The 23362-nt window shown below is 61.7% G+C and carries 26 protein-coding genes and 1 riboswitch; of the genes, 12 read left to right on the plus strand and 14 right to left on the minus strand.

Features of this window, described 5'->3' with window-relative positions; translation table 11 throughout:
• Positions 1-40: 40 nt before the first annotated feature.
• Positions 41-802, minus strand: coding sequence for a response regulator (locus tag T8A63_RS13065; RefSeq protein WP_322344051.1), 762 nt, complete (start codon positions 800-802; stop codon positions 41-43).
• 130 nt (positions 803-932) lie between these two features.
• On the opposite strand from T8A63_RS13065, the gene trmB reads away from it, so the two are divergent.
• The 4 genes from trmB (at position 933) to T8A63_RS13085 (ending at position 4225) form a co-directional block, all read left to right on the plus strand.
• The gene (gene trmB, locus T8A63_RS13070; protein WP_322344052.1) at positions 933-1634 is read left to right on the plus strand and encodes a tRNA (guanosine(46)-N7)-methyltransferase TrmB; all 702 of its coding nucleotides are present in this window, start codon (positions 933-935) and stop codon (positions 1632-1634) included.
• Between the two features lie 106 nt (positions 1635-1740).
• A complete protein-coding gene (aroA, locus tag T8A63_RS13075; protein WP_322344053.1) occupies positions 1741-3093 on the plus strand; it encodes a 3-phosphoshikimate 1-carboxyvinyltransferase in 1353 nt (450 codons plus the stop codon).
• The gene (locus T8A63_RS13080) at positions 3090-3593 is read left to right on the plus strand and encodes a hypothetical protein (protein WP_322344054.1); all 504 of its coding nucleotides are present in this window, start codon (positions 3090-3092) and stop codon (positions 3591-3593) included. The genes aroA and T8A63_RS13080 overlap by 4 nt, the downstream gene beginning before the upstream one ends.
• On the plus strand, positions 3590-4225 hold the full coding sequence (locus tag T8A63_RS13085; protein WP_067627297.1) for a (d)CMP kinase: 636 nt from the start codon (positions 3590-3592) through the stop codon (positions 4223-4225). The genes T8A63_RS13080 and T8A63_RS13085 overlap by 4 nt, the downstream gene beginning before the upstream one ends.
• Positions 4226-4274: 49 nt before the next feature.
• On the opposite strand, the gene metK is transcribed toward T8A63_RS13085, so the two are convergent.
• The 7 genes from metK to T8A63_RS13120 all read right to left on the minus strand — a co-directional run bounded on the left by metK (position 4275) and on the right by T8A63_RS13120 (position 10503).
• Positions 4275-5456, minus strand: coding sequence for a methionine adenosyltransferase (gene metK, locus T8A63_RS13090; protein ID WP_132445761.1), 1182 nt, complete (start codon positions 5454-5456; stop codon positions 4275-4277).
• A 4-nt stretch (positions 5457-5460) separates the two neighbouring features.
• A riboswitch (SAM-SAH riboswitch) is annotated at positions 5461-5509 on the minus strand.
• 31 nt (positions 5510-5540) lie between these two features.
• Positions 5541-7040, minus strand: coding sequence for an apolipoprotein N-acyltransferase (gene lnt, locus T8A63_RS13095; RefSeq protein WP_322344055.1), 1500 nt, complete (start codon positions 7038-7040; stop codon positions 5541-5543).
• A complete protein-coding gene (locus T8A63_RS13100) occupies positions 7037-7939 on the minus strand; it encodes a hemolysin family protein (RefSeq protein ID WP_243261077.1) in 903 nt (300 codons plus the stop codon). Before T8A63_RS13100 ends, lnt begins: the two co-directional genes overlap by 4 nt.
• A 27-nt stretch (positions 7940-7966) precedes the next feature.
• A complete protein-coding gene (gene ybeY / locus T8A63_RS13105; RefSeq protein WP_322344056.1) occupies positions 7967-8512 on the minus strand; it encodes an rRNA maturation RNase YbeY in 546 nt (181 codons plus the stop codon).
• A complete protein-coding gene (locus tag T8A63_RS13110) occupies positions 8487-9476 on the minus strand; it encodes a PhoH family protein (protein WP_067627305.1) in 990 nt (329 codons plus the stop codon). Before T8A63_RS13110 ends, ybeY begins: the two co-directional genes overlap by 26 nt.
• A 147-nt stretch (positions 9477-9623) precedes the next feature.
• Positions 9624-9926, minus strand: a complete 303-nt coding sequence (locus T8A63_RS13115) for a hypothetical protein (RefSeq protein ID WP_386283760.1) — start codon at positions 9924-9926, stop codon at positions 9624-9626.
• Positions 9927-9960: 34 nt separating this feature from the next.
• Positions 9961-10503, minus strand: coding sequence for an OmpA family protein (locus T8A63_RS13120; protein ID WP_386283763.1), 543 nt, complete (start codon positions 10501-10503; stop codon positions 9961-9963).
• A 457-nt stretch (positions 10504-10960) separates the two neighbouring features.
• On the opposite strand from T8A63_RS13120, the gene T8A63_RS13125 reads away from it, so the two are divergent.
• The gene (locus tag T8A63_RS13125) at positions 10961-11305 is read left to right on the plus strand and encodes a hypothetical protein (protein WP_067627307.1); all 345 of its coding nucleotides are present in this window, start codon (positions 10961-10963) and stop codon (positions 11303-11305) included.
• A gap of 53 nt (positions 11306-11358) precedes the next feature.
• Here the strand turns inward: T8A63_RS13125 and miaB are convergent, their stop codons facing one another.
• Positions 11359-12663 (minus strand): tRNA (N6-isopentenyl adenosine(37)-C2)-methylthiotransferase MiaB, encoded by a 1305-nt coding sequence (miaB, locus tag T8A63_RS13130; protein ID WP_322344057.1) that lies wholly within the window; start codon positions 12661-12663, stop codon positions 11359-11361.
• A gap of 122 nt (positions 12664-12785) precedes the next feature.
• Here miaB and T8A63_RS13135 point away from each other — a divergent pair, with 122 nt between their 5' ends.
• The 4 genes from T8A63_RS13135 to T8A63_RS13150 all read left to right on the plus strand — a co-directional run bounded on the left by T8A63_RS13135 (position 12786) and on the right by T8A63_RS13150 (position 15974).
• Positions 12786-13655, plus strand: a complete 870-nt coding sequence (locus T8A63_RS13135; protein ID WP_322345728.1) for a hypothetical protein — start codon at positions 12786-12788, stop codon at positions 13653-13655.
• A gap of 217 nt (positions 13656-13872) precedes the next feature.
• Positions 13873-14565 carry a phosphatidylserine decarboxylase gene (locus tag T8A63_RS13140; protein WP_300055189.1) on the plus strand — a complete coding sequence of 231 codons (693 nt, stop codon included), beginning with the start codon at positions 13873-13875 and terminating at the stop codon, positions 14563-14565.
• Between the two features lie 10 nt (positions 14566-14575).
• Entirely contained in the window at positions 14576-15355 is a 780-nt protein-coding gene (gene pssA, locus T8A63_RS13145) for a CDP-diacylglycerol--serine O-phosphatidyltransferase (protein WP_067627311.1), read from the plus strand.
• A gap of 1 nt (position 15356) precedes the next feature.
• Complete coding sequence (locus T8A63_RS13150) at positions 15357-15974, plus strand: class I SAM-dependent methyltransferase (RefSeq protein WP_067627313.1); 618 nt, start codon at positions 15357-15359, stop codon at positions 15972-15974.
• Positions 15975-16005: 31 nt separating this feature from the next.
• Here T8A63_RS13150 and irrA read toward each other — a convergent pair whose 3' ends face one another.
• On the minus strand, positions 16006-16425 hold the full coding sequence (gene irrA, locus T8A63_RS13155; protein WP_120350574.1) for an iron response transcriptional regulator IrrA: 420 nt from the start codon (positions 16423-16425) through the stop codon (positions 16006-16008).
• Positions 16426-16588: 163 nt separating this feature from the next.
• Between irrA and fabA the strand changes: the two genes are divergently transcribed.
• Complete coding sequence (gene fabA / locus T8A63_RS13160) at positions 16589-17098, plus strand: bifunctional 3-hydroxydecanoyl-ACP dehydratase/trans-2-decenoyl-ACP isomerase (protein WP_067261401.1); 510 nt, start codon at positions 16589-16591, stop codon at positions 17096-17098.
• 67 nt (positions 17099-17165) lie between these two features.
• Here fabA and T8A63_RS13165 read toward each other — a convergent pair whose 3' ends face one another.
• Both T8A63_RS13165 and T8A63_RS13170 read right to left on the minus strand, forming a co-directional pair.
• A complete protein-coding gene (locus tag T8A63_RS13165) occupies positions 17166-17768 on the minus strand; it encodes an SDR family oxidoreductase (RefSeq protein ID WP_322344058.1) in 603 nt (200 codons plus the stop codon).
• A gap of 81 nt (positions 17769-17849) precedes the next feature.
• Positions 17850-19229: an NAD-dependent succinate-semialdehyde dehydrogenase gene (locus tag T8A63_RS13170; RefSeq protein WP_322344059.1), complete on the minus strand. Its 1380-nt coding sequence runs from the start codon at positions 19227-19229 to the stop codon at positions 17850-17852.
• 164 nt (positions 19230-19393) lie between these two features.
• Between T8A63_RS13170 and fabB the strand changes: the two genes are divergently transcribed.
• Both fabB and T8A63_RS13180 read left to right on the plus strand, forming a co-directional pair.
• A complete protein-coding gene (gene fabB / locus T8A63_RS13175; protein ID WP_322344060.1) occupies positions 19394-20623 on the plus strand; it encodes a beta-ketoacyl-ACP synthase I in 1230 nt (409 codons plus the stop codon).
• A 9-nt stretch (positions 20624-20632) separates the two neighbouring features.
• Positions 20633-21424, plus strand: a complete 792-nt coding sequence (locus T8A63_RS13180) for an enoyl-ACP reductase (protein ID WP_322344061.1) — start codon at positions 20633-20635, stop codon at positions 21422-21424.
• A 185-nt stretch (positions 21425-21609) separates the two neighbouring features.
• Here the strand turns inward: T8A63_RS13180 and T8A63_RS13185 are convergent, their stop codons facing one another.
• Positions 21610-22725, minus strand: a complete 1116-nt coding sequence (locus T8A63_RS13185; protein WP_322344062.1) for a class I SAM-dependent RNA methyltransferase — start codon at positions 22723-22725, stop codon at positions 21610-21612.
• A 108-nt stretch (positions 22726-22833) separates the two neighbouring features.
• Positions 22834-23262 (minus strand): FKBP-type peptidyl-prolyl cis-trans isomerase, encoded by a 429-nt coding sequence (locus T8A63_RS13190; protein ID WP_120350568.1) that lies wholly within the window; start codon positions 23260-23262, stop codon positions 22834-22836.
• Between the last annotated feature and the right edge of the window lie 100 nt (positions 23263-23362).

The following is a 23362-nucleotide window of genomic DNA, read 5'->3' on the forward strand; positions in this document are numbered from 1 at the left end:
TACGACGCCTGCGCGAACAGCCTCACCGTAGACAGCCCCGTCACCCGACTGCCCCACCCCATCCGGCACACAGACCCGGTGTTGGTTTTGGCGGATCGGCAAGATCGCCTTCGGCAAGCTCGCTGCCTTGAAAGCTGGCCAGATCCTCTACAAACTCCCACAGGCGCAGGAAGGTATAATCGACCTTTGCCAGCTCTTCCTCCACCAGCGCCGGGTTCGACCGGTCGAGCGCGCGCAGGTCGCGCATCACATCGCCGACCATCGGCTTTATCTCCTGCGCACATTCCCCGGCAAAGCGCCGCAGAACACTCTGAACCTGAGAGCGTTTCTGCTCCTGCGTGGTGATGCCCAGTTGCAGTGCTGTCTTTTGCAGGGCGTTGAAAGCCGAGCGCCGCAAAGTGCTTTGCGAAAGCTCATCCTTTGCGATGTAATCGCTACACCCGCCGCGCAGCGCCTCGATCGCCACCTCGGTTTGATCCGTCCCGGTAACCATCACGGTTGCCGCGGCACCGTTCTGCGGATGTGCCCGGATCATCTGCAGCCCGCGCAACCCGTCCCCATCGGGCAGGTTGTAATCCAGTAAGATCAGGTCAAACTCCCCCTCATCCAACTGCTGGGCTAGGGCGGCGATACTCTCCGCCTCGGTCATTCGGATGGGAAAGTCGAGCCCACCGCAAAGCCGTTTGATCCGCATGCGATCAAACCGCTGATCATCCACGATCAGAATGCGCGCCACAGTGCCCGGCGTAGTCGTACCGCCTGCCGTATCGCCCGCGCCGGCCTCATGCCTTGCCACGCTCATCAGCTGTCCCCCTGCATTGCCCCGACATCTAGGCGCATGGAGCCTAACAAATGATTAACCCCCACCTATTCGCCACCGCCCCTGCAGAGGAATGTTGCGGTGACGCGGCGGGGCCGCTACATGAGCCGCCATGAGTGAAACAGAACGCCCCCGCCGCAACTTCTATGGCCGCCTCAAAGGCAAATCCCTGAAGAAGTCGCAAAAGACCTATATCGACGAGGATCTCGACGCATTGTCGCCGGGGGCCGTTGATTGGGACGCCAATCCCGACCGCACACCGCTGGACCTCGACACGCTCTTTGACGGGCGCAAGGTCTGGTTGGAAATCGGCTTTGGCGGCGGTGAGCATCTGGTGCATCAGGCGGGGCAGAATCCGGACGTCGGCATCATCGGCTGCGAGCCTTATATCAACGGTGTTGCGATGCTGCTGGGCAAAATCCGGCGGGCGGGCGTCGATAACCTTGCCATCCATCCCGGTGACGTGCGCGATATGTTCGATGTGCTGCCCGAAGCCTCCATCGACCGGGCGTTTTTGCTCTATCCCGACCCTTGGCCAAAAACCCGCCACCACCGCCGCCGCTTCGTCACGCCCGAGCATCTGCAGCCTCTGGCTCGCGTGTTGAAACCCGGTGCGATTTTCCGCGTGGCGACGGATATCGAAGACTACGTGCGCCAGACCCTTGAACAGGTGCCGCAGCACGGGTTTGACTGGCTGGCCGAAGGGCCGCAGGACTGGCGTGCGCCTTGGGATGATTGGATCTCGACCCGCTACGAGCAAAAAGCGCTGCGCGAAGGGCGCACCCCGCATTACCTGACCTTCCGCAAACGCTGAGCCCGAGCGCCTGATACCACCCTGATTACAATCCATTGCACGCGCGGCGATGGACGCTGCCGCCCGCCTGCGATAATAGGGGCCTCAAGCAGATTAGAGGTACCTCATGTCCAGTCACGGCAGCCCCATTCCCATGTCATCGCGCGCCTGCGGGCCGCTTAGCGGCACCGCCGAGGTGCCCGGCGACAAGTCGATCTCGCACCGCAGCCTGATCCTTGGCGCCATGGCCGTGGGCGAGACCACGATCACCGGGCTTTTGGAAGGGCAAGACGTGCTCGACACCGCTAAAGCCATGCGCGCTTTCGGGGCCGAGGTGATTGACCACGGCGGCGGCTCTTACTCCGTTCACGGCGTCGGCGTCGGCGGCTTTGCGGAGCCTGACAACGTGATCGACTGCGGCAATTCCGGCACTGGCGTGCGCCTGCTGATGGGGGCCATGGCAACCTCCCCGATCTCTGTCACCTTCACCGGCGATGCCAGCCTCAACAGCCGCCCGATGGCGCGGGTGACCGATCCGCTGGCGCTATTCGGCACGCAATCCGTGGGCCGCGCCGGGGGCCGCCTGCCGATGACATTGGTGGGCGCGGCTGAACCTGTGCCGGTGCGCTATACTGTCCCGGTCCCTTCCGCGCAGGTCAAATCCGCCGTGCTGCTGGCGGGGTTGAATGCCCCCGGCAGAACCGTCGTGATTGAGGCCGAAGCCACGCGCGACCATACCGAGCGGATGCTGGCAGGCTTCGGCGCCGAGATCACGGTTGAGGACACGGACGAGGGCCGCATCATCACCCTGACTGGCCAGCCCGAGTTGAAACCACAACATATCGACGTGCCGCGCGACCCTTCCTCCGCCGCCTTCCCCGTTTGCGCCGCGCTGATCGTGCCCGGCTCGGACGTGCTGGTGCCGGGCATTGGGCTGAACCCCACGCGAGCGGGGCTGTTCACCACCCTGCGCGAGATGGGCGCGGATCTGACCTATGAAAACGAACGGACCGAGGGCGGCGAGCCTGTTGCCGACCTGCGCGCGAAGTTCTCACCAAACCTCAAAGGCATCGAAGTGCCACCCGAACGGGCGGCGAGCATGATCGACGAATACCCCGTGCTCTCGGTCGTGGCAGCCTGTGCGACGGGCGACACCGTGATGCGCGGCGTCAAAGAGCTGCGCGTCAAAGAAAGCGACCGGATTGAGGCCATGGCCAGCGGGCTGCGCGCGAATGGGGTTGAGGTCGAAGACGGGCCGGATTGGTGGATCGTCAAAGGGCTGGGCCACGGCAATATTCCCGGAGGCGCGACCTGCCAAAGCCATCTCGACCACCGCATCGCCATGTCGTTCCTGATCCTCGGCATGGTCGCGCAAAACCCGGTGCAGGTGGATGACGGCGGGCCCATTGCCACGTCTTTCCCGATTTTCGAACCGCTGATGGCGTCCTTGGGGGCGCAGGTCGAACGGCTGCCTGCGTGATAGGCGACCGGCTCATCTGGCTCAGCCTCTGCGCCGCATTGGCCTTTGCAGCCCTTGCGGGCTTTGCCGAAACCTACCTGCGCGCGGGGGGCATGGGGGTCTTGGATGGGCGGCTTCTGGGCTATGATCTGGCCGAGGCACGCGGCTATCTTGTCGCTCTCGACCCGAGGCAGACCGCACTCTACCTCGGCCAGTTCCGGCTGGCTGACACGGCCTTTCCTGCGCTTTTGGCGCTGGCGCTGTTGCTCTGGTTTCGGCGTTGGTCGGCGGGCGGGCTTCGGCTGGCGCTGACGCTGGCCGTCGCGCTCTACCTCGGGGCGGATTACACCGAGAACATGCTGATCGGGCGGCTCATTGAACTGGGGCCAGAACGGCTGACTGAACAAGCGGTCGCGACCGCCAGCCTGTTTACGCAGGCGAAATGGATGATACTGGCGGCCTGTTTCGGAGCAGCCCTGCTGCTTGGTCTACGGGCGCGCAACGAAAGGAATGTGCAATGACGAAGAACACCAGCGGCGGCATGACCGTCGCCATCGACGGCCCCGCAGCGGCGGGCAAAGGCACGGTCGCCAAGGCCGTCGCGGCGCATTTCGGCTTTGCGCATCTCGACACCGGGCTTTTGTACCGGGCGGTGGCCGCGAAAACCCTTACCGGGATGGACGCCGAAGAGGCCGCGCAAACCCTCGCCCCTGTTGACCTTGAAGACCCCAGCCTGCGCAACCCGGATGTCGCGCAGGAAGCCAGCAAAGTGGCGGTGATCCCAGCGGTGCGGGCCGCCCTCGTGCGGTTCCAGCGCAGCTTTGCCACCCGCGCGGGCGGTGCCGTACTGGACGGGCGCGACATTGGCACGGTGATTTGCCCCGATGCGCCGGTGAAACTCTTCATCACCGCCAGCCCCGAAGTGCGCGCGCAGCGCCGCTTTGCAGAGCTTGCGGGCAAGGGGATTGAGATCACCTATGAAACCGTGTTGGAAGACGTCAAACAGCGCGACCTTCGCGACATGAGCCGCGACCAAGCGCCGCTGAAACCGGCCGACGATGCCAAGCAGATCGACACGACTGAGATGGCGATTGAAGATGCGGTCGCCGCCGCGGTGGCTCTCATTGAGGCCAAACAGGCCCGGCGGGGCTAAGTGCCGCGAAGCCGAGAGGGTGGGCGCGACCGCCCCCACCCCTATATCGCTATACTGCCGCCTTAAGCTGCTCGACCAGATCGCGACGCTCCCAGCTGAAACCGCCATCCGCATCCGGCGCGCGGCCAAAGTGACCATAGGCCGCCGTGCGCTGGTAGATCGGCTTGTTCAACTGCAGATGCTCGCGAATGCCGCGCGGGGTCAGGTCGATGATCTGGCGGATCGCCTTTTCAATCGCCGCGTCATGCACATCGCCGGTGCCATGGGTGTCGCAATAGATCGACAGCGGCTCGCTGACGCCAATCGCATAGCTAAGCTGGATGGTGCATTTCTTGGCCATCCCCGCTGCTACAACGTTCTTGGCCAAATAGCGCGCGACATAAGCGGCTGAGCGGTCAACCTTGGTCGGATCCTTGCCCGAGAACGCACCGCCGCCATGCGGAGCGGCCCCGCCATAGGTGTCCACGATGATCTTGCGGCCCGTCAGGCCCGCGTCGCCATCCGGCCCGCCGATGACGAAAACGCCCGTGGGGTTCACGTGCCAGACGGTGTCATCGTCGATCCAGCCCTCGGGCAGCACTTCGCGGATGTAAGGCTCAACGATATCGCGGATATCGGCGCTGGTCTGGCGTTCGCTCTCATGCTGGGTCGAGAGCACGATGGAGCTGACCCCCACTGGTTTGCCGTTTTCATAGCGCACCGAAAGCTGGCTTTTGGCGTCGGGCCGCAGGGTGGGCTCGGTGCCGTCCTTGCGCACTTCGGCCAGACGCCGCAGCACCGCATGGGCGTAATGGATCGGCGCGGGCATCAGCTCGGGCGTCTCGTCGGTGGCGAAACCGAACATGATGCCTTGATCGCCTGCGCCCTCTTCCTTTTCACCCGACGCATCAACGCCTTGGGCGATATGGGCGGATTGAGGGTGCAGCAGGTTGGTGATCTCACATGTCGCGTGGTGGAACTCATCCTGCTCATAGCCGATGTCTTTGATGCAGGCGCGGGCGATGTCTTCGACACCGGCCAGATATTCGTCAAGCTTGGCCTTATTGGCCAGACCGACCTCACCGCCAATCACGACGCGGTTGGTGGTGGCAAAGGTCTCGGCGGCGACCCGTGCTTCGGGTTCCTCGCTGATGAAAGCGTCGAGGATCGCATCGGAAATCCGGTCGCAGACCTTATCCGGGTGCCCCTCGGAAACGGATTCCGAAGTGAAAGTGTAGTTCTGACGGGACATGTAGTGCTCCAATAAAAATTACGCACCACGTCAGGAAGCCGTTGTGGTGCTCTGCCAATGGCTTAGACAACCGCTGGTGGATGGTCAATCGGCATTCCCGGGGCTGCGGCGGCGGGCCACGGCAAGCCCCGCAAGGCACAGCGCCAAGAGCACAGAAAGCGGCAAATCTCCGCTCCGGCTATAGAGTGTGGGCGGCAAGGGCGCGGGCAGTGGCGCGTCGATGAACCCTTCGGTGTTCAGCGCCAGCGATGCGGTTACACGCCCCTGCGGGTCGATCATCGCCGAGATCCCAGTGTTGGCCGCACGGGCCATCGGCAGCCCCTGCTCAATTGCCCGCATCCGCGCTTGGGCAAGGTGCTGGCGCGGGCCTGCGGCCTTGCCGAACCACGCATCGTTGGTGACCTGCATCAAAAACGCGGGCCGCGCCGGGGCGGCGTTCACGTCATGGGCAAAGACGGCCTCATAGCAGATCAGCGGCAATGCCGCGCCGAGCGGCCCCATATCCAAAAGCTGCGCGCCCGGCCCGCTGGAAAAGCCGTTGCCCTCCTGCGCGGCGAGCCCGTGGATCCCGAAACGCGCCATCAGATCGCCCAGCGGCATATATTCGCCAAAGGGCACGAGATGGTGTTTGTCATAGACCTGTCCGACCGCTCCATCGGCATCCAGCACCACCAGCGAATTGTAATAGCGCATGTTCGACCGGCGCTGCACGCCCAGAGCCACCGGCACGTCAGAGGCGGCTCCAATCTCGGCCAGCGCACTGCCCGCCATATCCAGCGCCCAAGGGATCGCAGTTTCGGGCCAGATTACCAGATCAGGCGCTAGGCTCTCGTCTTTTGGCGCGGCGGCGGTGTAGTCGAGTTGCCGTGTGAAAAAGAATTCGAATTTGTCCGCGTTCCACTTTTCCCGCTGGGTCGCATTGGGCTGGACCAGGCGCACCACCTGATCGGTCAATACCGCTGGCGGCGCTTGTGGTGGCAGCAGCAAGAGCAGAACGGTCGACAGCGCCAGCGTCCCCTGCCCCAATCGCAGCGCCAAAGGGCCGCGCAGCAGCATGATCGCGGCGATGGCAAAGAGCCAGAGGTTCAGCGCATAGGGGCCGACCCAAGCCAACCCCTGCCCGGCCATCACGCCGACCAGCGCCTGCGCGGGCATGGCCCATGGGAAACCGGTGAAAATATAGGCGCGCAGCAGTTCCACCGCCGCCCAAGCCAGCGCCAAGGCCAGCCCGCGCCGTGGTGCAATCCAGCGGGCCAGACCGAATGCCAGCCCCCAAAACAGCGCCATGCCCGCCGCCAGCAGGATCAGCGCAAAGGGCGCCATCCAGCCGTGGCGGGCCACATCGACCAAGAAGGGCGACACGATCCATTGCAGCGCGTGCAGGAAATAGCCAAAGCCAAAGCCCCAACCCAACAGCGCCGCGCGAAACGGGCCGCCAGATCGCGCACGGTACAGCCAAAACGCCGCCACCAGCCCGGCAAAAAGCAAAAGCGGCAGTTCATAGGGCGCTTGCCCGAAGGCTGCGATGGCGCCGGCGATCGGAGCCAGCAACATCCGGCCCCGCATCGCCAGCCGTTGCATCATCCCCCGGCCCCTTGGGTGCGGACCCGTAACCTTTTGATGCGGCGCGGGTCGGCGTCGATCACCTCAAACTCAGGGCCGTCAGGGTGCAAGACAACCTCGCCCCGCGCGGGAACACGACCCGACAGCATGAAGACCAGCCCACCGAGGGTGTCGATCTCTTCTTCATCCACCGTCTCATGGTCGGTCAACGAATGGCCAATCTCAGCCTCAAAATCGCCCAGCGGGGTCTTGGCGAGCGCCAGATAGGTGCCAGGCTTTTCGACCGTCCAGTAGGTGCCCTCATCAACGTCATGTTCGTCTTCGATCTCGCCTATGACCTGTTCGATCAGGTCTTCAATGGTGACCAGCCCATCAACACCGCCATATTCATCGATCACCAAGGCCATATGCCGCCGCTCGGCCTGCATCTTGGTCAGCAGCACGCCGATGGTCATGGACGGCGGCACATAGACTAAGGGGCGTAGCATGGCGCGCAAATCGAACTTGGTGTTTTTGCCGTTAAAACCGTGGTTCAGCGCAAGGTCTTTCAGGTGGACCATGCCGACGGGCGTGTCCAGCGTGCCGTCGTAAACCGGCAAGCGGGTCATCCCGCTTTCCTTAAACACCGCCACCAGCTCATCCAGCGTGGCGCTGACCGGCACGGCGGTGATATCCGCCTTGGGCACCGCCACATCATCGACCCGCATCCGGCGCAGATTGATCATGCCGTGACCCGTGGGCCGCTCGGCCTCTGCCGATGCCTCTGGGGTGTCATCTTCGCTGTCCGATGGGCTTAGCGCCTCGAACACCCGAGAAAAGAAATTGCCGGTGCGCATTGCGCTATCGTCCGGCAGCTCATGTCTATCTTCATCCGCAAGCGCGCTCTGCGCCGCGTCAGATGATCCGTCTGTATCGCCCATTGGGTCCCGTCTGTGTTGCAAAGCCCCTTAAGGCCCATTTTCCTTATATGGGTCATCATAACCCATTTTGCCAAGTATTTCGCGCTCTAACCCTTCCATCAACGTCGCGTCGGGGTCATTTTCATGGTCATAGCCCAGAAGATGCAATAGCCCATGCACGGTAAGATGGGTTACATGTGCGGCCAAAGGCTTGCCCGCCGCTTCGGCTTCGGCGGCGCAAGTCTCATAGGCCAAAGCGATGTCGCCCAGTTCGAGCATTCCGTCAATGCCGGGGATGGCGGGCAGCGGATCGCCGCCCGGTGCGGCGGCACCCCGCTCTTCTGCGGGCCAGCTCAGCACATTAGTGGCACGCGCCTTGCCACGAAAGTCTTCGTTCAGCGCGGCGATACGTGTGTCATCACAGGCCAGCAGGGTCATCTCAGCGGTTTCCGCGTCCAGCCCCAGATGCCCAAGCGTGGCTTGCGCGGCAGCATGCGCCAGCGGCTCAAGGTCGACCGCCTCCCAGCGGTCGTCCTCAATCACGATATCGAAATCTTCAAGCATTACGTCAAGCGGCACCGCTATCCGCCTCATAAGCCTCGATAATCGCCGCAACCAGCGGGTGGCGCACAACGTCCTTGGAGGTGAAGTAGTTGAAGCTAATACTCGGGATCGTCTTGAGCAGCCGTTCGGCATCCTGAAGCCCAGACTGCACGCCACGCGGCAGGTCGATCTGGGTGCGGTCGCCGGTGATCACCATGCGGGAGTTTTGCCCAAGACGTGTCAGGAACATCTTCATCTGCATCGACGTGGCGTTTTGCGCCTCATCCAGCACGACGAAGGCGTTCGACAGCGTCCGCCCCCGCATAAAGGCCAGCGGCGCGATCTCGATGCGCTTTTCTTCCAGCAGCTTGGCCAATTGTTTACCCGGCAGGAAGTCGTTCAGCGCATCATAGAGCGGCTGCATGTAAGGATCGACCTTGTCCTTCATATCACCCGGCAGATAGCCCAGCTTCTCTCCCGCTTCGACCGCAGGACGGGACAGGATGATCCGATCCACATGGCCACCGATGAACATCGACACGCCCACGGCTACGGCCAGATAGGTCTTGCCGGTACCCGCAGGACCGATGCCAAAGGCCAGTTCATTGTCGAACAGCGATTGCACGTAAGCCTTCTGCGCATCGGTGCGCGGCTCTACCCGTTTCTTGCGGGTCTGGATTTCAATCGCGTCGCCCATCGGCATTTCCAACTGATCGCCCTGACGCACGCCAGTGCCCGCGCTGGAATTGCCCATGCGCAACATTCCGTCCACATCCGCAGGCTCAACCGAGCGCCCGCTTTCCAGCCGCACATAAAGCGCGTTGAGCAGGCTTTCTGCTTTCTCGACGGCCTCGCCCTCACCCAAGATCTGCAGGTGATTGCCGCGCCGGATGATCTGCACCTCGAGCGATTTCTCGATGGCAGCCAGATGCGCGTCATAGGCGCCGCAGAGGTCGATCAAAAGGCGGTTATCGGGAAACTCCACCACCCGTTCGGCCGCGGTTTCCGGTGTCATCAGATCAGTTGAAGGCAATGCGCGTATCCTTTGTGAAGCACTAATTGGTGAGATAGTCAGGCGAGCAGGATTTACCAACCCGTAGCGACAAAAAGGGCCGAAGCGCAACGCGCTCCGGCCCGGTGTGTTTGATATGGCCCGCCAAGGTCAGTTCGGGTCTTTGATCTTGGAGCCACCCTTGAAGTGGCCCGCGGTATGTGTCGGCGGCGCCACGCCCGAGCAGACCGGCTTGCCGAATTTATCAAGCCGCGCCGAGAGATAGCCCTCGACCCCGTCATCGATGATCCAGTGGTCGCAGCCGTTTGGATCAACCCAGATGCCCGCTTGAAGGGTGCTGAGGTGCTTTGTGTCGATGCCGCGGTCAACGGTCTTGTCCGAAGGATACCCCCGGCCCAGACCGCCTTCGTAATCGGTACAGGCCGACAGGCCGACGGCACAGGCGGTGACCATGAGAAGTTTCGTCTTAATCACTTTTACAGTCCCTTCAGCGAATGCAGATAATTTCGACACGGCGGTTTTTGGCCATGTTCGCAGCGGAATTGTTCGGCACGGCAGGCATCCGTTCACCATAGCCACGCACATCAGCGATCTTGGCCCCGACTTGGTTGGCGACACGCGCCACCGAGTTTGCGCGGTTGTAGGACAGACGCATGTTATAGGCATCCGAGGCACGGCTGTCGGTATGGCCGGTGATGATGTAGGACACCGCGCCGGTCGACTGGAAGAAATTCGCCAGACGCGCGCGACCCTGGGCCGAGATGTTGTATTTGTCGGTGGCAAAGAACTGGTCCGCCTCCATCACACCGCAGACATCGCCACGGCGGCATACCGGGATGCCCTGACGGGTCGTATGCGGGGTCATATAACCCTCGGCCCCGTCATCCATGACCCAATGTTCACAGCCATCGGGATCGACCCAGATGGTCGGCGTGTAGACGCCCTTGTCACGGCCCTGTTGCGAGGGTGTCTGCGCATCGGCCGACGTGCTGGCCACAGTCAGCGCCGCCGCCATCGTCAGGCTGGCCATGGCGCGCAGTGCTTTGGAAATAGTGGGTCCCACAGCTTTTGTCCTATTCTAAATATTGGTTCTTATTTTTGGCAAATGCGACCCCTCCCCGGACCCGCGCCTTGTTAGTATAGGGTTAGGTTAGGTAAAAACTGCCCTGCTGTGAAGCTGTGAAATCAACATTTTGTGGCCGAGCCTTGACCGATTACAACGAATCCTTCGCGCAATAACGGTGAAACCAGTGACGGCGGCAGCCATTCTTTGTTCGCCGGAACGGCTGAAATTACCCTATTGCCTATGCCCTGGCGACAATCCCCCGCAAGCCCTTGAGATTGTTCTCAACCCCCTGACAGTGCCTTCGAATCTTCTTGAAATACGCACCTTTAGACCTAAACCTCTATCCATCGGATCGCGAGGGTGGGACTTCGCGCGGCTTTGCCGATCTTGATTGCTGCAATGATAACTGGGGGACCAACTCATGATGAAAATGCTACTCGCCACCGCCGTCACTGGCCTGCTTGCCATGCCCGCTTTTGCCGGGGGTGTGAAATACGCCTACCACAACCAAGGCAAGGCGCACCCAACGGGCAATGTGATCCACGTCAGCTGCTACCGTGGCCCGTGGAATGATGTGATCTGGGACCGGCCAAACTCGGTCTTCGTGGATAGCCTCGTGGCCGTCGGCTATGACTTCTCCACCGCCCATGCTGTGGCCGAGCGTGTCTGCCGGGATCACACGCTGGTGGGCAACCCTGAGGGGCTGAAAGCGACGATGAAACGGATCTTTGCGGATGCCGCTTCGCATCGCAAGCACAACTACTGACAAGCTTAGGGTGCGCGGCAACGCGCACCCGCAACGGCCCTAGTCGCGGCCCGTTAGACCAAGACAGCCGCCAAAGAGTTTGTCTTGGCTTCGGTCACCCTTACGCGCTGAATGTCACCGATCTGCGCCGTGCAGTTCTCGATATGAACCGCGTGCAGATACTCTGACTTGCCAAGCATCTGACCGGGCAAACGGCCCTTCTTCTCAACCAGAACCGACACCTCGCGGCCCACCATCGACTGCTGGATCTCTTGTTGGTGCTGGGTGATTAACCCTTGCAGGCGCTGCAAGCGATCGTCGGCCACGGATGCATCGACCAGCGGGCGTTCGGCCGCCGGGGTGCCGGGGCGGGTGGAATATTTGAACGAATAGGCATAGCCGTAGCGCACCTGCCGGACGAGCTCCATCGTGGCCTCAAAGTCGGCATCGCTTTCCTCGGGGAAGCCGACGATGAAATCGCCTGACAGCACAATATCAGGCCGCGCCTCGCGGATGCGTTCGAGCAGCTTCAGATAGCTCTCGGCGGTGTGGCTGCGGTTCATCCGTTTCAGGATGTGATCACTGCCCGACTGCACTGGCAGGTGCAGGTAAGGCATCAACTCAGGCACCTCACCGTGCGCCGCAATCAGATCGTCGCCCATGTCGTTGGGGTGGCTGGTAGTGTAGCGGATACGCTCCAGCCCATCGACCTTGGCGAGTGCGCGGATCAGACCGGCCAGCGTCATGCCGCCGTGGTAAGCGTTTACGTTCTGGCCCAGCAGGGTGACTTCGCGCACGCCGCGCTCGACCAGATCGCGGGCTTCTTCCAGCACCTTCTCGGCGGGGCGAGAGACTTCGGCCCCCCGCGTATAGGGTACCACGCAGAAGGCGCAGAACTTGTCGCAGCCCTCTTGCACGGTGAGGAAGGCCGCAGGCGCGCGCTTCATCTTGGGGCGGCCCTTGAGGTGGTCGAATTTGTCTTCTGCCGGGAAATCGGTGTCGAGCGCGCTCTGCCCGCTCTGCACCTTCGCCTCCATCTCTGGCAAACGGTGGTAGCTTTGCGGGCCGACCACCAGATCGACAGCCGGCTGGCGGCGCATGATCTCTTCGCCCTCGGCCTGTGCCACGCAGCCCGCCACGCCGATCTTCAGATCGGGGCGCGCGTCTTTCAACGGCTTCAGGCGGCCCAGTTCGGAATAGACCTTCTCTGCGGCCTTTTCGCGGATGTGGCAGGTGTTGAGCAGGATCATATCCGCATCATCGGCCCGGTCGGTCGTGACATAGCCCTGACCGCCAAGGCTTTCGGCCATGCGTTCGCTGTCATAGACGTTCATCTGGCAACCATAGGTCTTGATGAACAGCTTTTTCGGTTGTGTCATGGCGGGCATCCAAGGGTTTTGACGGATTTCGGGCAGATGGCGTCGTCTAACAGCGGTGGCCGCGTCTTGCAATGGACCCGGAATTGACCGACCTTGCGGCACGGAAATACCAGCGGGGGCCTATGCGGTATCGCGATCTAGATCATCTTATCAAAGAGGCCCGCCCGGCGCTGGAGGCAGGCCCCATCGCCATGATCTTGGTCGAGGATGAGGTCGAGGTCGACACCACCCTGCGCCACCACCAGCAAGCGGGCTTTGACAGTGTGGTGGCGCTGATGCCCCCCGCTTTTGACCTGCCCCGCGACTTACAGGACAGCGTGCTGCGGGTGGACTATGACACCACCGCCGAAGCCGCGCTGGAGGCGGCGGTGAACCGCATGATTGCCGCAGTGCCGGGGCAATGGCTTTATTACTGCTACAACGCCGAATATCTGTTCCACCCCTTCAGCGAGACGCGCAACGTCAAGGAATTGCTGGCCTTTCACGGAGAGGAGCGGCGCGATGCCATGCTGGCCTATGTGGTCGACCTCTATGCGCTGGACCTCCAAAGGCATCCCGATGCCGTCTCACTCGATCAGGCGCATCTGGACCGGTCGGGCTATTACGCGCTGGCGCGCAAGGATCCATCGCGGCAGGGGCATCCCAAGGAACGGCAGCTTGATTTCTTTGGCGGGCTGCGTTGGCGGTTTGAGGAACATGTGCCACCGCAGAGCCGCAAGATCGACCGCATCCCCCTGTTTCGCGCCAAACCGGGGCTGCTGCTGCGCGACGATCACACGTTCAACAACGAGGAATACAATACCTACGCCTGCGCGTGGCATCACAATGTCACCGCGGCGGTCTGCTCTTTCCGCACGGCGAAGGCACTGAAGAGCAATCCGGGCAGCCGCTATGGTATTCCGACATTCCAGTGGCAGAATTCCGAGCCGTTCGAGTGGCATTCCCGGCAGCTAATGGATTTAGGGCTGATGGAGCCGGGGCAGTGGTTTTGAGCGGGACCCGCCGGTTCTAAAGGCGCCGATTGGAGCCGCGACCTATTCGAACTGTCCCGCCCGGTGGCACACCGGGCATCGCTCTCCCTCCCCCGGAGGGCGACACCCTCAGCATGATCCCTGCACCGACCCGCCGATGCCGCCCCCAAGATCAAAACCTCCTTGCACTCACCCGCCATGCACCTATGACGGAAGACAGCCTGAACGGGAGGGTCCGATGTCCGTCAACATGCTCGATACATTCATCAAGCCGATGCACCGCGAGGGCATCAAATTCGTGGCGATCTTCGCCGCCGTCACACTGGTACTCTTCGCCATCGAAGAGGTGCTGGGCTGGATCGGCGTCGGTCTCACCATCTGGTGCTACTACTTTTTCCGCGACCCAGAGCGCGTCACGCCGGATAGGCCCGATCTGATCGTCAGCCCCGCCGACGGCATCGTCTCGCTCATTGAACCTGCCGTGCCACCCGCCGAACTGGGCATGCCGGATGTGCCGCTGACCCGCGTCAGCGTCTTCATGAGCGTGTTCAACTGCCACATCAACCGCGCCCCCGTTGCAGGCAAGGTGCAGGCCGTGGCCTACCGCCCGGGCAAGTTCTTCAACGCCTCGCTCGACAAGGCCAGCGCCGATAATGAGCGTAACAGCCTGTGTATCCGTATGGACGACGGGCGCGATCTGGCCGTGGTGCAGATTGCGGGCCTTGTGGCGCGGCGTATCGTTTGCTTCGTCAAATCCGGCGACGGGCTGGAAACCGGTGAACGCTTTGGCTTGATCCGCTTCGGCTCCCGGCTAGATGTCTATTTGCCCGAAGGCGTCGACCCGATGGTGCGCATTGGGCAGACCATGGTCGCCGGGGAAACCGTGCTGGCCGAGTTGAAACAACCGGTGATCGACACCGCCCCACTTTAGGAAAGCCTCCATGCGCCCCCCTTCTGAAAAGACCGGCGCAGACCTTGCGCTGATCCAACTCCTGCCCAATGCGCTGACGATCACCGCGATTTGCGCAGGGCTTTCGGCGATCCGATTTGGGGTGCAGGGCAACTATGTGCTGGCGGTGCAATTGATCCTGCTGGCCTGTGTGCTCGATGGGTTGGACGGACGGCTCGCGCGGCTTTTGCGTTCTTCCAGCCCGATGGGCGCGGAACTGGATTCACTGGCCGATTTTCTGAACTTCGGGGTGGCCCCGCCGCTGATCCTCTATTTCTGGGCGTTGCAAGACATGCGCAGCGCGGCGTGGATTTCCGTGCTGGTCTATGCGGTCTGCTGCGTGGTGCGACTGGCGCGGTTTAACGTGAACGACAAAGCCGAAGCCGAAAAGGCCAAGAACGGCGACGCGGTGGGCGAAAGCGGCTCGTTCTTTACGGGCATCCCCTCACCTGCCGGTGCCTTGTTGGTGCTGCTGCCGATGACCGCCTCTTTTGCCTTTCACAACCGGCCCATCGTACCGGATTGGATGATTGCCGCGCATATGGTGCTGATCGGCTTTCTAATGATCAGCCGCATTCCGACATGGTCATTCAAGACCACCAAAATCTCGCGGCGGCATGTGAAATACCTGCTGGTAGGCGTGGCAATTTTCGCCGCCGCCCTCGCGACCTACGCATGGACCACGCTCGTCGTGCTCTGTGTGGCCTATATCGGCATGGTGATCTGGGGCCTATTGCGGGCGAAGAAAACGAATAAAACCAAAAGGATTTAAGATGGATATCAAGGCGGTCGAGACTTCGTATGCCCGCTGGGCGCCGATCTATGACAAAACCTTTGGCGCGCTGACCAGCGGTGGTCGCCGTCATGTGGTCGCCCATATCAACAAGGGCGCGGGCTCGGTGCTGGAAGTCGGCGTTGGCACGGGCCTCTCCCTGCCCCACTACGCGCCGCATCTATCGATCACCGGCATTGATTTTAGTGACGAGATGCTCGCCAAAGCCCGTCAGCGGGTCACTCGCGAGGGGCTAAAGCACGTAGCCGACCTGCGCCAAATGGATGCCCGCGACCTCGATTTCCCCGACGCCAGCTTTGACACCATCGCCGCCATGCATGTCCTTTCGGTCGTGCCCGAGCCGGAACGTGTCATGGAAGAGATTGCCCGCGTGTTAAAGCCAGGCGGTCAGGTGGTGATCGCAAACCACTTCATGCGCACGACAGGCGTACTCGGTTTCCTAGAGAAGGTCTCCGCCCCTTTCGCCAATACGCTTGGCTGGCATTCGGATTTCGAGATGGAAACCGTGTTGCAACAAGACGCGCTGCAGGTCGAAGACGAACGTGCCTTGCCGCCCATGGGCATGATGACATTTCTGGTGCTGCGCAAACGCGGCTGATCTTTCACGCGGCGGGGCGTGCCCCGCCCGTTCAGGATTTCCGGCGCAGGCGGATCACCACATCGACCGAGGCAATCTCGGCCCCATCGGGCGCATCGGGAAGCTGGGCGATCACCAATTGCTCTGACGGCGCGTCGGTCAGCTTGCTGTCGTCTTCCCAGAAAAAATGCGGGTGGTCGTGGGTGTTGGTGTCGAAATAGCTTTTGGAGCCATCAACGGTCACTTCCTGTAACAGCCCCGCATCACAAAAGGCGCGCAGCGTGTTGTAGACCGTGGCCAGCGACACAGCCTCGCCCTGCCCCTTTGCGGCCTCAAACAGGCTTTCAGCGGTAACGTGGCGATCTTGGCCATCGCCCACCAGAAGGCTCGCCAGCGTGACACGTTGGCGCGTAGGGCGCAGCCCGGCCTGAGCCAGCCAGCGCGTTCCGACCTCTTGTTCCTGTTCGGACATCAGTTCCCTGCCTTTCAGAGCCATATAAAGGATGAAATCCCCGGTTTTCAATTGAAAACCTCGCGCCAATCGTCACAGCCGCCCTTGCGCGGCCCTTGCAGCACGCGGTGACGCGGTGCTAAACGGGGCCGGTGTTATAACAGAGCAGCAGGAGAGCCGCAGGATGGCCGACTACCCCACGAGTTTCGACAAGGAAGATCTGCTGAAATGCGCCCGCGGTGAGCTTTTCGGCCCCGGCAACGCACAGCTTCCCGCCCCGCCGATGCTCATGATGGACCGGATCACCGATGTCTCGGCCGACGGTGGTGCCCATGGCAAGGGCCATATCACCGCCGAATTCGACATCACGCCCGACCTGTGGTTTTTCGAATGTCACTTCCCCGGCAACCCGATCATGCCCGGCTGTCTGGGCCTTGACGGTCTTTGGCAGTTGACCGGTTTCAACCTCGGCTGGCGTGGCTGGCAGGGCCGCGGCTATGCGCTTGGCGTGGGCGAAGTGAAGCTCACCGGCATGGTACGCCCCGACCGCAAGATGCTGACCTACAAGATTGATTTCACCAAGGCGATCCAGACCCGCCGCCTGACCATGGGCGTGGCCGATGGCATCGTCGAAGCCGATGGCGAGGTGATCTATCAGGTGAAAGACATGAAGGTCGCGCTGAGCGAAAGCTGAGCTTGCTGACATTGAGACGAAAAAAGGGGGCACGCGGCCCCCTTTTTGATTGAATGACGCCAAAATATCAGGCGGTTTGCATGTCCATCGCCTTGCCGTCATGGCGGCCCGAAACAGCAGCCTCGGCCAGCACGGCGGCGACGTCGGCGCGGTGCGCCTTGGCGCTTTGGTCGACATCATCGCCCAGCTTCACCGCATCCGTCTTGCGGTCATCGGTCAAGGCCACGGGACGCAGGATCACATAAGTTAACCCGGAAGCCTCTAGATGTTGGTCCGCCGCCTGTTTGGCCTTGAGATAATGCGCAATCTCATTGTCTTCTGGCGGATTATCCGCGCCGATTGAACTCAGCATCACAAAACGATCGACGCCAGCTTCCTTGGCCAGATCAACCAAGCGCTTCGCGCCTTCACGGTCGACCTTCTCGGTCATTTCCGGCCCAGTACTGCCGCCTGAGCCGGCCGCAAAGATAACCACATCCACACCCGCACAGACGCCGTCCTGCAGGTTGGTCAGATCGCCTTTGCGGGTCTGAGTGCCTTCAGGCAGCACCGATGTGTCAGAGCCATCGCGGACCAGCGCAATCGGAGTGGCGCCGCGGTCTTGCAATTCAGCGACCAAGAGCCGCCCGGTCTTGCCGGTGGCACCGGCGACGAGAACAGTATGTGACATGTTAAACCTCTTTGTTCGCTGTGAAAAAAAATGAAGGGGCGAGCCAAGGCCGCCCCTCAGTTGTTTGGTGGTCTGTGCTGCTTAGGACGGCAGAAAAATCGCCTTGGCGTTGACAAATTCGCTCATGCCAAAACCGCCATGTTCCCGTCCATAACCGGAGTTCTTGACCCCGCCGAAGGGCATATTCGGATCCGCCAAACCAAAACCGTTGATCCGGATCATCCCGGTGTCAAACTCGGCTCGGGCCAACTCCAACGCGCGGTCTTCGTCTTTCGAGAAGATACCGCCGCCAAGACCATAGCGGCTGTCATTGGCAATGCGCATCGCATCTTCGTCATCCTTGGCACGGATCACCGAGGCAACGGGGCCAAAGATTTCATCGTCATAGGCAGGCGAGCCGGGCTTCACATTGCCCAAAACGGTCGAAGGATAATAGGCACCAGTACGGTCAGGCACTTCGCCCCCGCAAAGCAGTTCGCAGCCCTTCTCGACGCTTTCTTTGACCTGATCGCGCACCGTCTCAAACTGCTCTTGGCTCGACAACGGGCCAAGGCCGGTGCTTTTGTCCATCGGGTCGCCCATCTCGATCGATTTCATCTGCTCGACAAAGGCTTTCACGAAGGCATCGTAATTTTTGTCAGTCACGATAAAGCGTTTCGCCGAGATGCAGGTCTGGCCATTGTTGTAAATCCGGCCAGCAGCAGAGAATTTCACCGCCGTGTCGATATCCGCGTCATCCAACACAATAAAGGCATCATTCGAGCCCAGCTCCAGCACCGATTTCTTGAGATGCTTTGCCGCCAGCGACCCAATGTGGCTGCCCGCTTTGTCAGAGCCTGTCATGGTCACGCCGCGCACCACATCATGCGCAATCAGCTTGTCGCTGGTGTCATGGTCGATGATGACGACGTTAAACAGGTCTTTCGGCAGGCCCGCCTCTTCGCAAATTTCTTTGAGACGCAGCGCGCTGCCGGTACAAATCTGGGCATGTTTCAGGACGTTACCATTGCCTGCCATCAGGTTTGCCGCCAGAACGCGAACCGGCTGGTAAAAGGGGAAGTTCCAAGGCTGGACCGAATAGATCACGCCAATCGGCTGATAGGTCACCACGCCGTTTTTCTTGCCATCCATCAACTCGCGGGTCTCGTCCTTGAGCTTTTCCGGGCCCGCATCGGCGGTCCAGTCGAAGATCGCGGCGCAGAGGTCAACTTCGTCAAGGCTGTCTTGATAAAGCTTACCCACCTCGCGGGTCATCAACTCGGCCAGTTCCTCTTTATTCTCGCGCAGCTTTTCCGCAATCTTTTTCAGATAGGGGGCGCGTTCAGTATGGGAGAGCTTGCGCCAATCCTTAAAGGCCTCATGCGTGGCTTCGACCGCGCGGATCGCCTCGGCTTCTGACATGACGTTGTAGGTTTTCAGTACCTCTTCGGTGGCGGGGTTTACCGTCTTGATCTCGGGCATTCTGTTCTCCTCTATGTCTCGCTGGGCAAACACCGCCCATCCCTTGCGCGTTCCATCACAGAACCTTGACCGGCAACTTCTGCGCAGGTGGTTTTGGCAAACCGCTTGCGCCGTCCCGCCGTGCTGTCATACACCGGGGCTGATAAAACAAAGGAGTGCTGCCCATGCGCCGCGTCGTCGTCACAGGGTTGGGAATTGTCTCATCCATCGGAAACAACGCCGAAGAAGTGCTTGCCGCGCTGAAGGACGGCACCTCCGGGATCGAAGCAAGCCCGGAGATGGCCGAACACGGGTTCCGCAGCCGCGTGGCCGGGACGCTCAAGATCAATCTGGCCGATCACATCGACAAGCGCACCCTGCGCTTCATGGGTCCGGGCGCAGGTTATGCCTATGTGGCGATGGATCAGGCGATCAAGGATGCCGGGCTGAGTGAAGATCAAATCAGCAACCCGCGCACGGGTCTGGTGGCAGGCTCAGGCGGGCCATCGACCTCCGCCATGTTCGCCGCGCATAACATCGTGAAAGATACTGGGGCCACCAAGCGCATCGGGCCGTTTGCCGTGCCGAAGTGCATGTCCTCGACAGTCAGCGCGAACCTTTCGACCGCTTTCAAGATCAAAGGCATTAACTATTCCATCACCTCCGCCTGCTCCACCTCGCTGCATTGCATCGGCAACGCGGCCGAGCAGATCATGCTGGGCAAGCAAGACGTGATGTTTGCGGGCGGCGGCGAAGAGTTGGACTGGACGCTGTCGTGCCTCTTTGACGCGATGGGCGCGATGTCCTCCAAGTACAACGACGCGCCCGAAACAGCGAGCCGCGCTTTTGACGCGGACCGCGACGGTTTTGTGATCTCCGGCGGTGGCGGTATGCTCGTGCTTGAAGACCTCGACCACGCGCTGGCGCGCGGTGCGAAAATCTATGCCGAAGTGACCGGCTATGCCGCCACCAGCGACGGCCACGACATGGTGGCACCCTCCGGTGAAGGTGGCGAGCGCGCGATGCGTCTGGCGCTCGACACCCTGCCCGAAGGCCGCAAGGTCGGCTATATCAACGCGCACGGCACCTCGACCCCCGTCGGCGACGTGGGTGAGATCGAAGCGGTGCGCCGGGTCTTCGGCAAAGGCAGCACGCCGCCGGTGAGTTCCACCAAGTCAATGACCGGTCACGCGCAGGGCGCGGCGGGCGCCTTGGAGGCGATCTTCTCGCTTCTGATGCTCGACAATGACTTCATTGCCCGCTCGATCAACGTGCAAAACCTCGATCCGGCGCTTGATCCGTCGGAAATCGCGCTGGCGCGGGTGGACAATGCGGGGCTCGATTCCGTGATGACCAACTCCTTCGGCTTTGGTGGCACCAATGGGTCGATGATCCTGTCGAAATACAAAGGCTGAGGGCGCGTTATGTCAGGATTGCTTGCAGGAAAACGCGGCCTCATCATGGGTGTGGCCAACGAACGCTCCATCGCTTGGGGCATCGCCAAGGCGATGGCCGAAGCCGGGGCCGAACTGGCCTTCACCTATCAGGGCGAAGCCTTTGGCAAACGCCTTGAGCCGCTGGCGCAGAGTGTCGGGTCGGACTTCATGGTCGATGTCGATGTGACCGATGACGCCTCGCTCGACCGCGCCTTTGAAGAATTGGGCGCGCGCTGGCCGACGATTGACTTCGTCGTGCATGCCATTGCTTTCTCGGACAAATCCGAGTTGACGGGGCGGTTCCTGAACACCAGCCGGGCGAACTTCAAGAACTCGATGGACATCTCGGCCTATTCCTTCATCGACGTGGCGCGCCGGGCCCATCCGCTGATGGTGGAGAACGGCGGCACGCTGTTGACGCTGACCTATATGGGGTCGAACCGGGTGACGCCGAATTACAATGTGATGGGTGTGGCCAAGGCGGCGTTGGAAAGTGCCACGCGCTATCTGGCGAATGATCTGGGGCCGGAAGGCATCCGTGTGAACGCGATTTCGCCGGGGCCGATGAAGACGCTGGCGGGGGCTGCCATCGGTGGCGCGCGCAAGACCTATAAGCACACGGATCAGAACGCGCCGTTGCGGTCCAATGCGACGCTGGAAGCTGTGGGTGGCACGGCGGTCTATCTGGTGTCTGATGCGGGGGCTTGCACAACGGGCGAGATCATCCGCGTCGATGGCGGGTTCCACGTGTTGGGGATGCCGCAGGCGGATCATCTTTAAACACGCACTGAGGGCCATCGCCTGCCCGCGGGTCGGCGATGCAACGGCTGGACCTTGCCACTTTATGGTTCAGCCGTGACGTGACTTCGCCAAGTCGCGCCTAGCCTCACCAAATCGCCTACCCGGGGGGCGGGCAGGCGATGGCCCGGCGCCTGCGGCTTGATTCCGGGCTCAGGTGGTAGGTTCTACCGCAGCACATCCGTCTGCCAGAGCCAGATCTTCATCCCACCATGCGCAATCGCCGGCCCCTGCGGCTTCCACGGCAGCCCTGTCGCCCGCGCCAAGGGCGGCTCTGACGTTACCAACCCCACGCGCCAGCCGCGGAAACGCGTCTTCAGCGTCTCGCCCAGCGTCCCATAGAGTGGATAAAGCAGCTTCTTATTCCCGATGCGCCCCCCATAAGGCGGGTTCGCGATCACCAGACCGGGCGGGCCTTCGGGCGGCTGCAACTCCCCTGCCCCGTGGCAGGCGAAATGACACCACGCACCAACACCCGCACGCTCGGCGTTGGCCGTGCTCATCCGGATCGCGCCTGCGTCCCGATCCGAGCCGTAGAACCGCGCCGCAGGTTCGGCCACTGCCCCACCGCTAAGCATCTCTTCCCAAGCTCCAGCATCAAAACTCGCCAAGTCCTCAAAGGCAAAGCTCCGGCTGCGTCCCGGCTTCACCCCCGCCGCGATCTCCGCCGCTTCGATCAGAAACGTCCCTGAGCCGCACATCGGATCAACCACCGGTTCGCCCGGCACATAGCCGCAAGACCGCAGCATCAGCGCCGCCATATTCTCGCGCATCGGCGCCTTGCCTACGGCCTCTTTATGCCCGCGTTTGTGCAGCGCCTCGCCAGAGGTATCGAGGCTGAATTGCACCGCGTTGTCATGGATGCGCACCTTGAGCACCAGTGCTGCCTCGGAATCCACCGTGATCCCATGGCTTTCGCGCAGCGCCGTCTCGACCCGCTGCTGCGCCGCCCCGGCATGGTAAATCTTCGACGCCTTGCACGTCACCTGCACCTTCACCGGCACATCGGCGCGCAGCACGTCACCAAAGGGAAACTTGCGGCAGCGTTTGTCCAACTGCGCCAGATGGAAGGCCATAAACCCGCCAATCCGCGCCAGCACCCGGCCCGCGCCGCGCAGCTCTAGGTTCGCGCGCCAGACCTCGGGCCAGCCGCCCTGAACCGTCACGCCGCCGGGCTGCGCCTGCGCTTCGACAAAACCTTTTTCCTGCGCCTCGGCGCAGAGCAAATCCTCAAGCCCGGGCGGGCAGACAAGGAAAATCTCGAATGTATCTGGGGTATCCATGGCCCCTGCATAAGCGCCTGCGCGCTGCGGTGCGAGGGGAAAAAGACGCACATCGCGCCTTGTAGGCCCGCCGGAGAGACATCCCCCCGGCAGGCAGTGTCAGATCGCTTAGGCGATTTTGACCAGTTCGATGTCGAACTGCAGGTCTTTGCCTGCCAGCGGGTGGTTGGCGTCGAGGGTCACGGTGGTCTCGTCTACTTCCACCACGGTCACGGGCAGCGCCTGACCTTCGGGCGTCTGCATCTGCAACTGCGTGCCGGGATCAAGCGGGATGTCCGCCGGAATGCCTTCGCGCGGCACAGACTGGCGCATCTCAGGGTTCACCGGGCCGTAGGCTTCTTCGCTGGGCACCTGAACGACCTTCTTGTCGCCTTCGGTCATGCCGGGCAGCGCGCTGTCGAGGCCGGGAATGATCTGACCCGAACCCACAACGAACTCCAGCGGGTCACGACCCTCAGAGCTATCAAATGTGGTGCCGTCCTGCAGCGTGCCGGTATAGTGAATCTGTACTGTGTCGCCGGATTTGACCTCAGCCATTGTTGTCTCCAATTTGTCGGGGGAAAAGGGAAGGAGGCCGCGTATCTGCACGGGTGCTCCAAATTCCGCGACAGCATGAAGATTGTGATCCCGAGAGTAA

This window comes from Sulfitobacter sp. OXR-159 (genome assembly GCF_034377145.1).
Taxonomy (GTDB): Bacteria; Pseudomonadota; Alphaproteobacteria; order Rhodobacterales; family Rhodobacteraceae; genus Sulfitobacter.

Excerpts from the sequence above, each read along its gene's own strand:
- T8A63_RS13065 (WP_322344051.1), bottom strand. The coding sequence starts at position 802 with ATGAGCGTGGCAAGGCATGAGGCCGGCGCGGGCGATACGGCAGGCGGT.
- trmB (WP_322344052.1), top strand. The coding sequence starts at position 933 with ATGAGTGAAACAGAACGCCCCCGCCGCAACTTCTATGGCCGCCTCAAA.
- aroA (WP_322344053.1), top strand. The coding sequence starts at position 1,741 with ATGTCCAGTCACGGCAGCCCCATTCCCATGTCATCGCGCGCCTGCGGG.
- T8A63_RS13085 (WP_067627297.1), top strand. The coding sequence starts at position 3,590 with ATGACGAAGAACACCAGCGGCGGCATGACCGTCGCCATCGACGGCCCC.
- metK (WP_132445761.1), bottom strand. The coding sequence starts at position 5,456 with ATGTCCCGTCAGAACTACACTTTCACTTCGGAATCCGTTTCCGAGGGG.
- lnt (WP_322344055.1), bottom strand. The coding sequence starts at position 7,040 with ATGATGCAACGGCTGGCGATGCGGGGCCGGATGTTGCTGGCTCCGATC.
- T8A63_RS13100 (WP_243261077.1), bottom strand. The coding sequence starts at position 7,939 with ATGGGCGATACAGACGGATCATCTGACGCGGCGCAGAGCGCGCTTGCG.
- ybeY (WP_322344056.1), bottom strand. The coding sequence starts at position 8,512 with ATGAGGCGGATAGCGGTGCCGCTTGACGTAATGCTTGAAGATTTCGAT.
- T8A63_RS13110 (WP_067627305.1), bottom strand. The coding sequence starts at position 9,476 with ATGACACCGGAAACCGCGGCCGAACGGGTGGTGGAGTTTCCCGATAAC.
- T8A63_RS13115 (WP_386283760.1), bottom strand. The coding sequence starts at position 9,926 with ATGGTCACCGCCTGTGCCGTCGGCCTGTCGGCCTGTACCGATTACGAA.
- T8A63_RS13120 (WP_386283763.1), bottom strand. The coding sequence starts at position 10,503 with ATGGCCAGCCTGACGATGGCGGCGGCGCTGACTGTGGCCAGCACGTCG.
- T8A63_RS13125 (WP_067627307.1), top strand. The coding sequence starts at position 10,961 with ATGATGAAAATGCTACTCGCCACCGCCGTCACTGGCCTGCTTGCCATG.
- miaB (WP_322344057.1), bottom strand. The coding sequence starts at position 12,663 with ATGACACAACCGAAAAAGCTGTTCATCAAGACCTATGGTTGCCAGATG.
- T8A63_RS13135 (WP_322345728.1), top strand. The coding sequence starts at position 12,786 with ATGCGGTATCGCGATCTAGATCATCTTATCAAAGAGGCCCGCCCGGCG.
- T8A63_RS13140 (WP_300055189.1), top strand. The coding sequence starts at position 13,873 with ATGTCCGTCAACATGCTCGATACATTCATCAAGCCGATGCACCGCGAG.
- pssA (WP_067627311.1), top strand. The coding sequence starts at position 14,576 with ATGCGCCCCCCTTCTGAAAAGACCGGCGCAGACCTTGCGCTGATCCAA.
- T8A63_RS13150 (WP_067627313.1), top strand. The coding sequence starts at position 15,357 with ATGGATATCAAGGCGGTCGAGACTTCGTATGCCCGCTGGGCGCCGATC.
- irrA (WP_120350574.1), bottom strand. The coding sequence starts at position 16,425 with ATGTCCGAACAGGAACAAGAGGTCGGAACGCGCTGGCTGGCTCAGGCC.
- fabA (WP_067261401.1), top strand. The coding sequence starts at position 16,589 with ATGGCCGACTACCCCACGAGTTTCGACAAGGAAGATCTGCTGAAATGC.
- T8A63_RS13165 (WP_322344058.1), bottom strand. The coding sequence starts at position 17,768 with ATGTCACATACTGTTCTCGTCGCCGGTGCCACCGGCAAGACCGGGCGG.
- T8A63_RS13170 (WP_322344059.1), bottom strand. The coding sequence starts at position 19,229 with ATGCCCGAGATCAAGACGGTAAACCCCGCCACCGAAGAGGTACTGAAA.
- fabB (WP_322344060.1), top strand. The coding sequence starts at position 19,394 with ATGCGCCGCGTCGTCGTCACAGGGTTGGGAATTGTCTCATCCATCGGA.
- T8A63_RS13180 (WP_322344061.1), top strand. The coding sequence starts at position 20,633 with ATGTCAGGATTGCTTGCAGGAAAACGCGGCCTCATCATGGGTGTGGCC.
- T8A63_RS13185 (WP_322344062.1), bottom strand. The coding sequence starts at position 22,725 with ATGGATACCCCAGATACATTCGAGATTTTCCTTGTCTGCCCGCCCGGG.
- T8A63_RS13190 (WP_120350568.1), bottom strand. The coding sequence starts at position 23,262 with ATGGCTGAGGTCAAATCCGGCGACACAGTACAGATTCACTATACCGGC.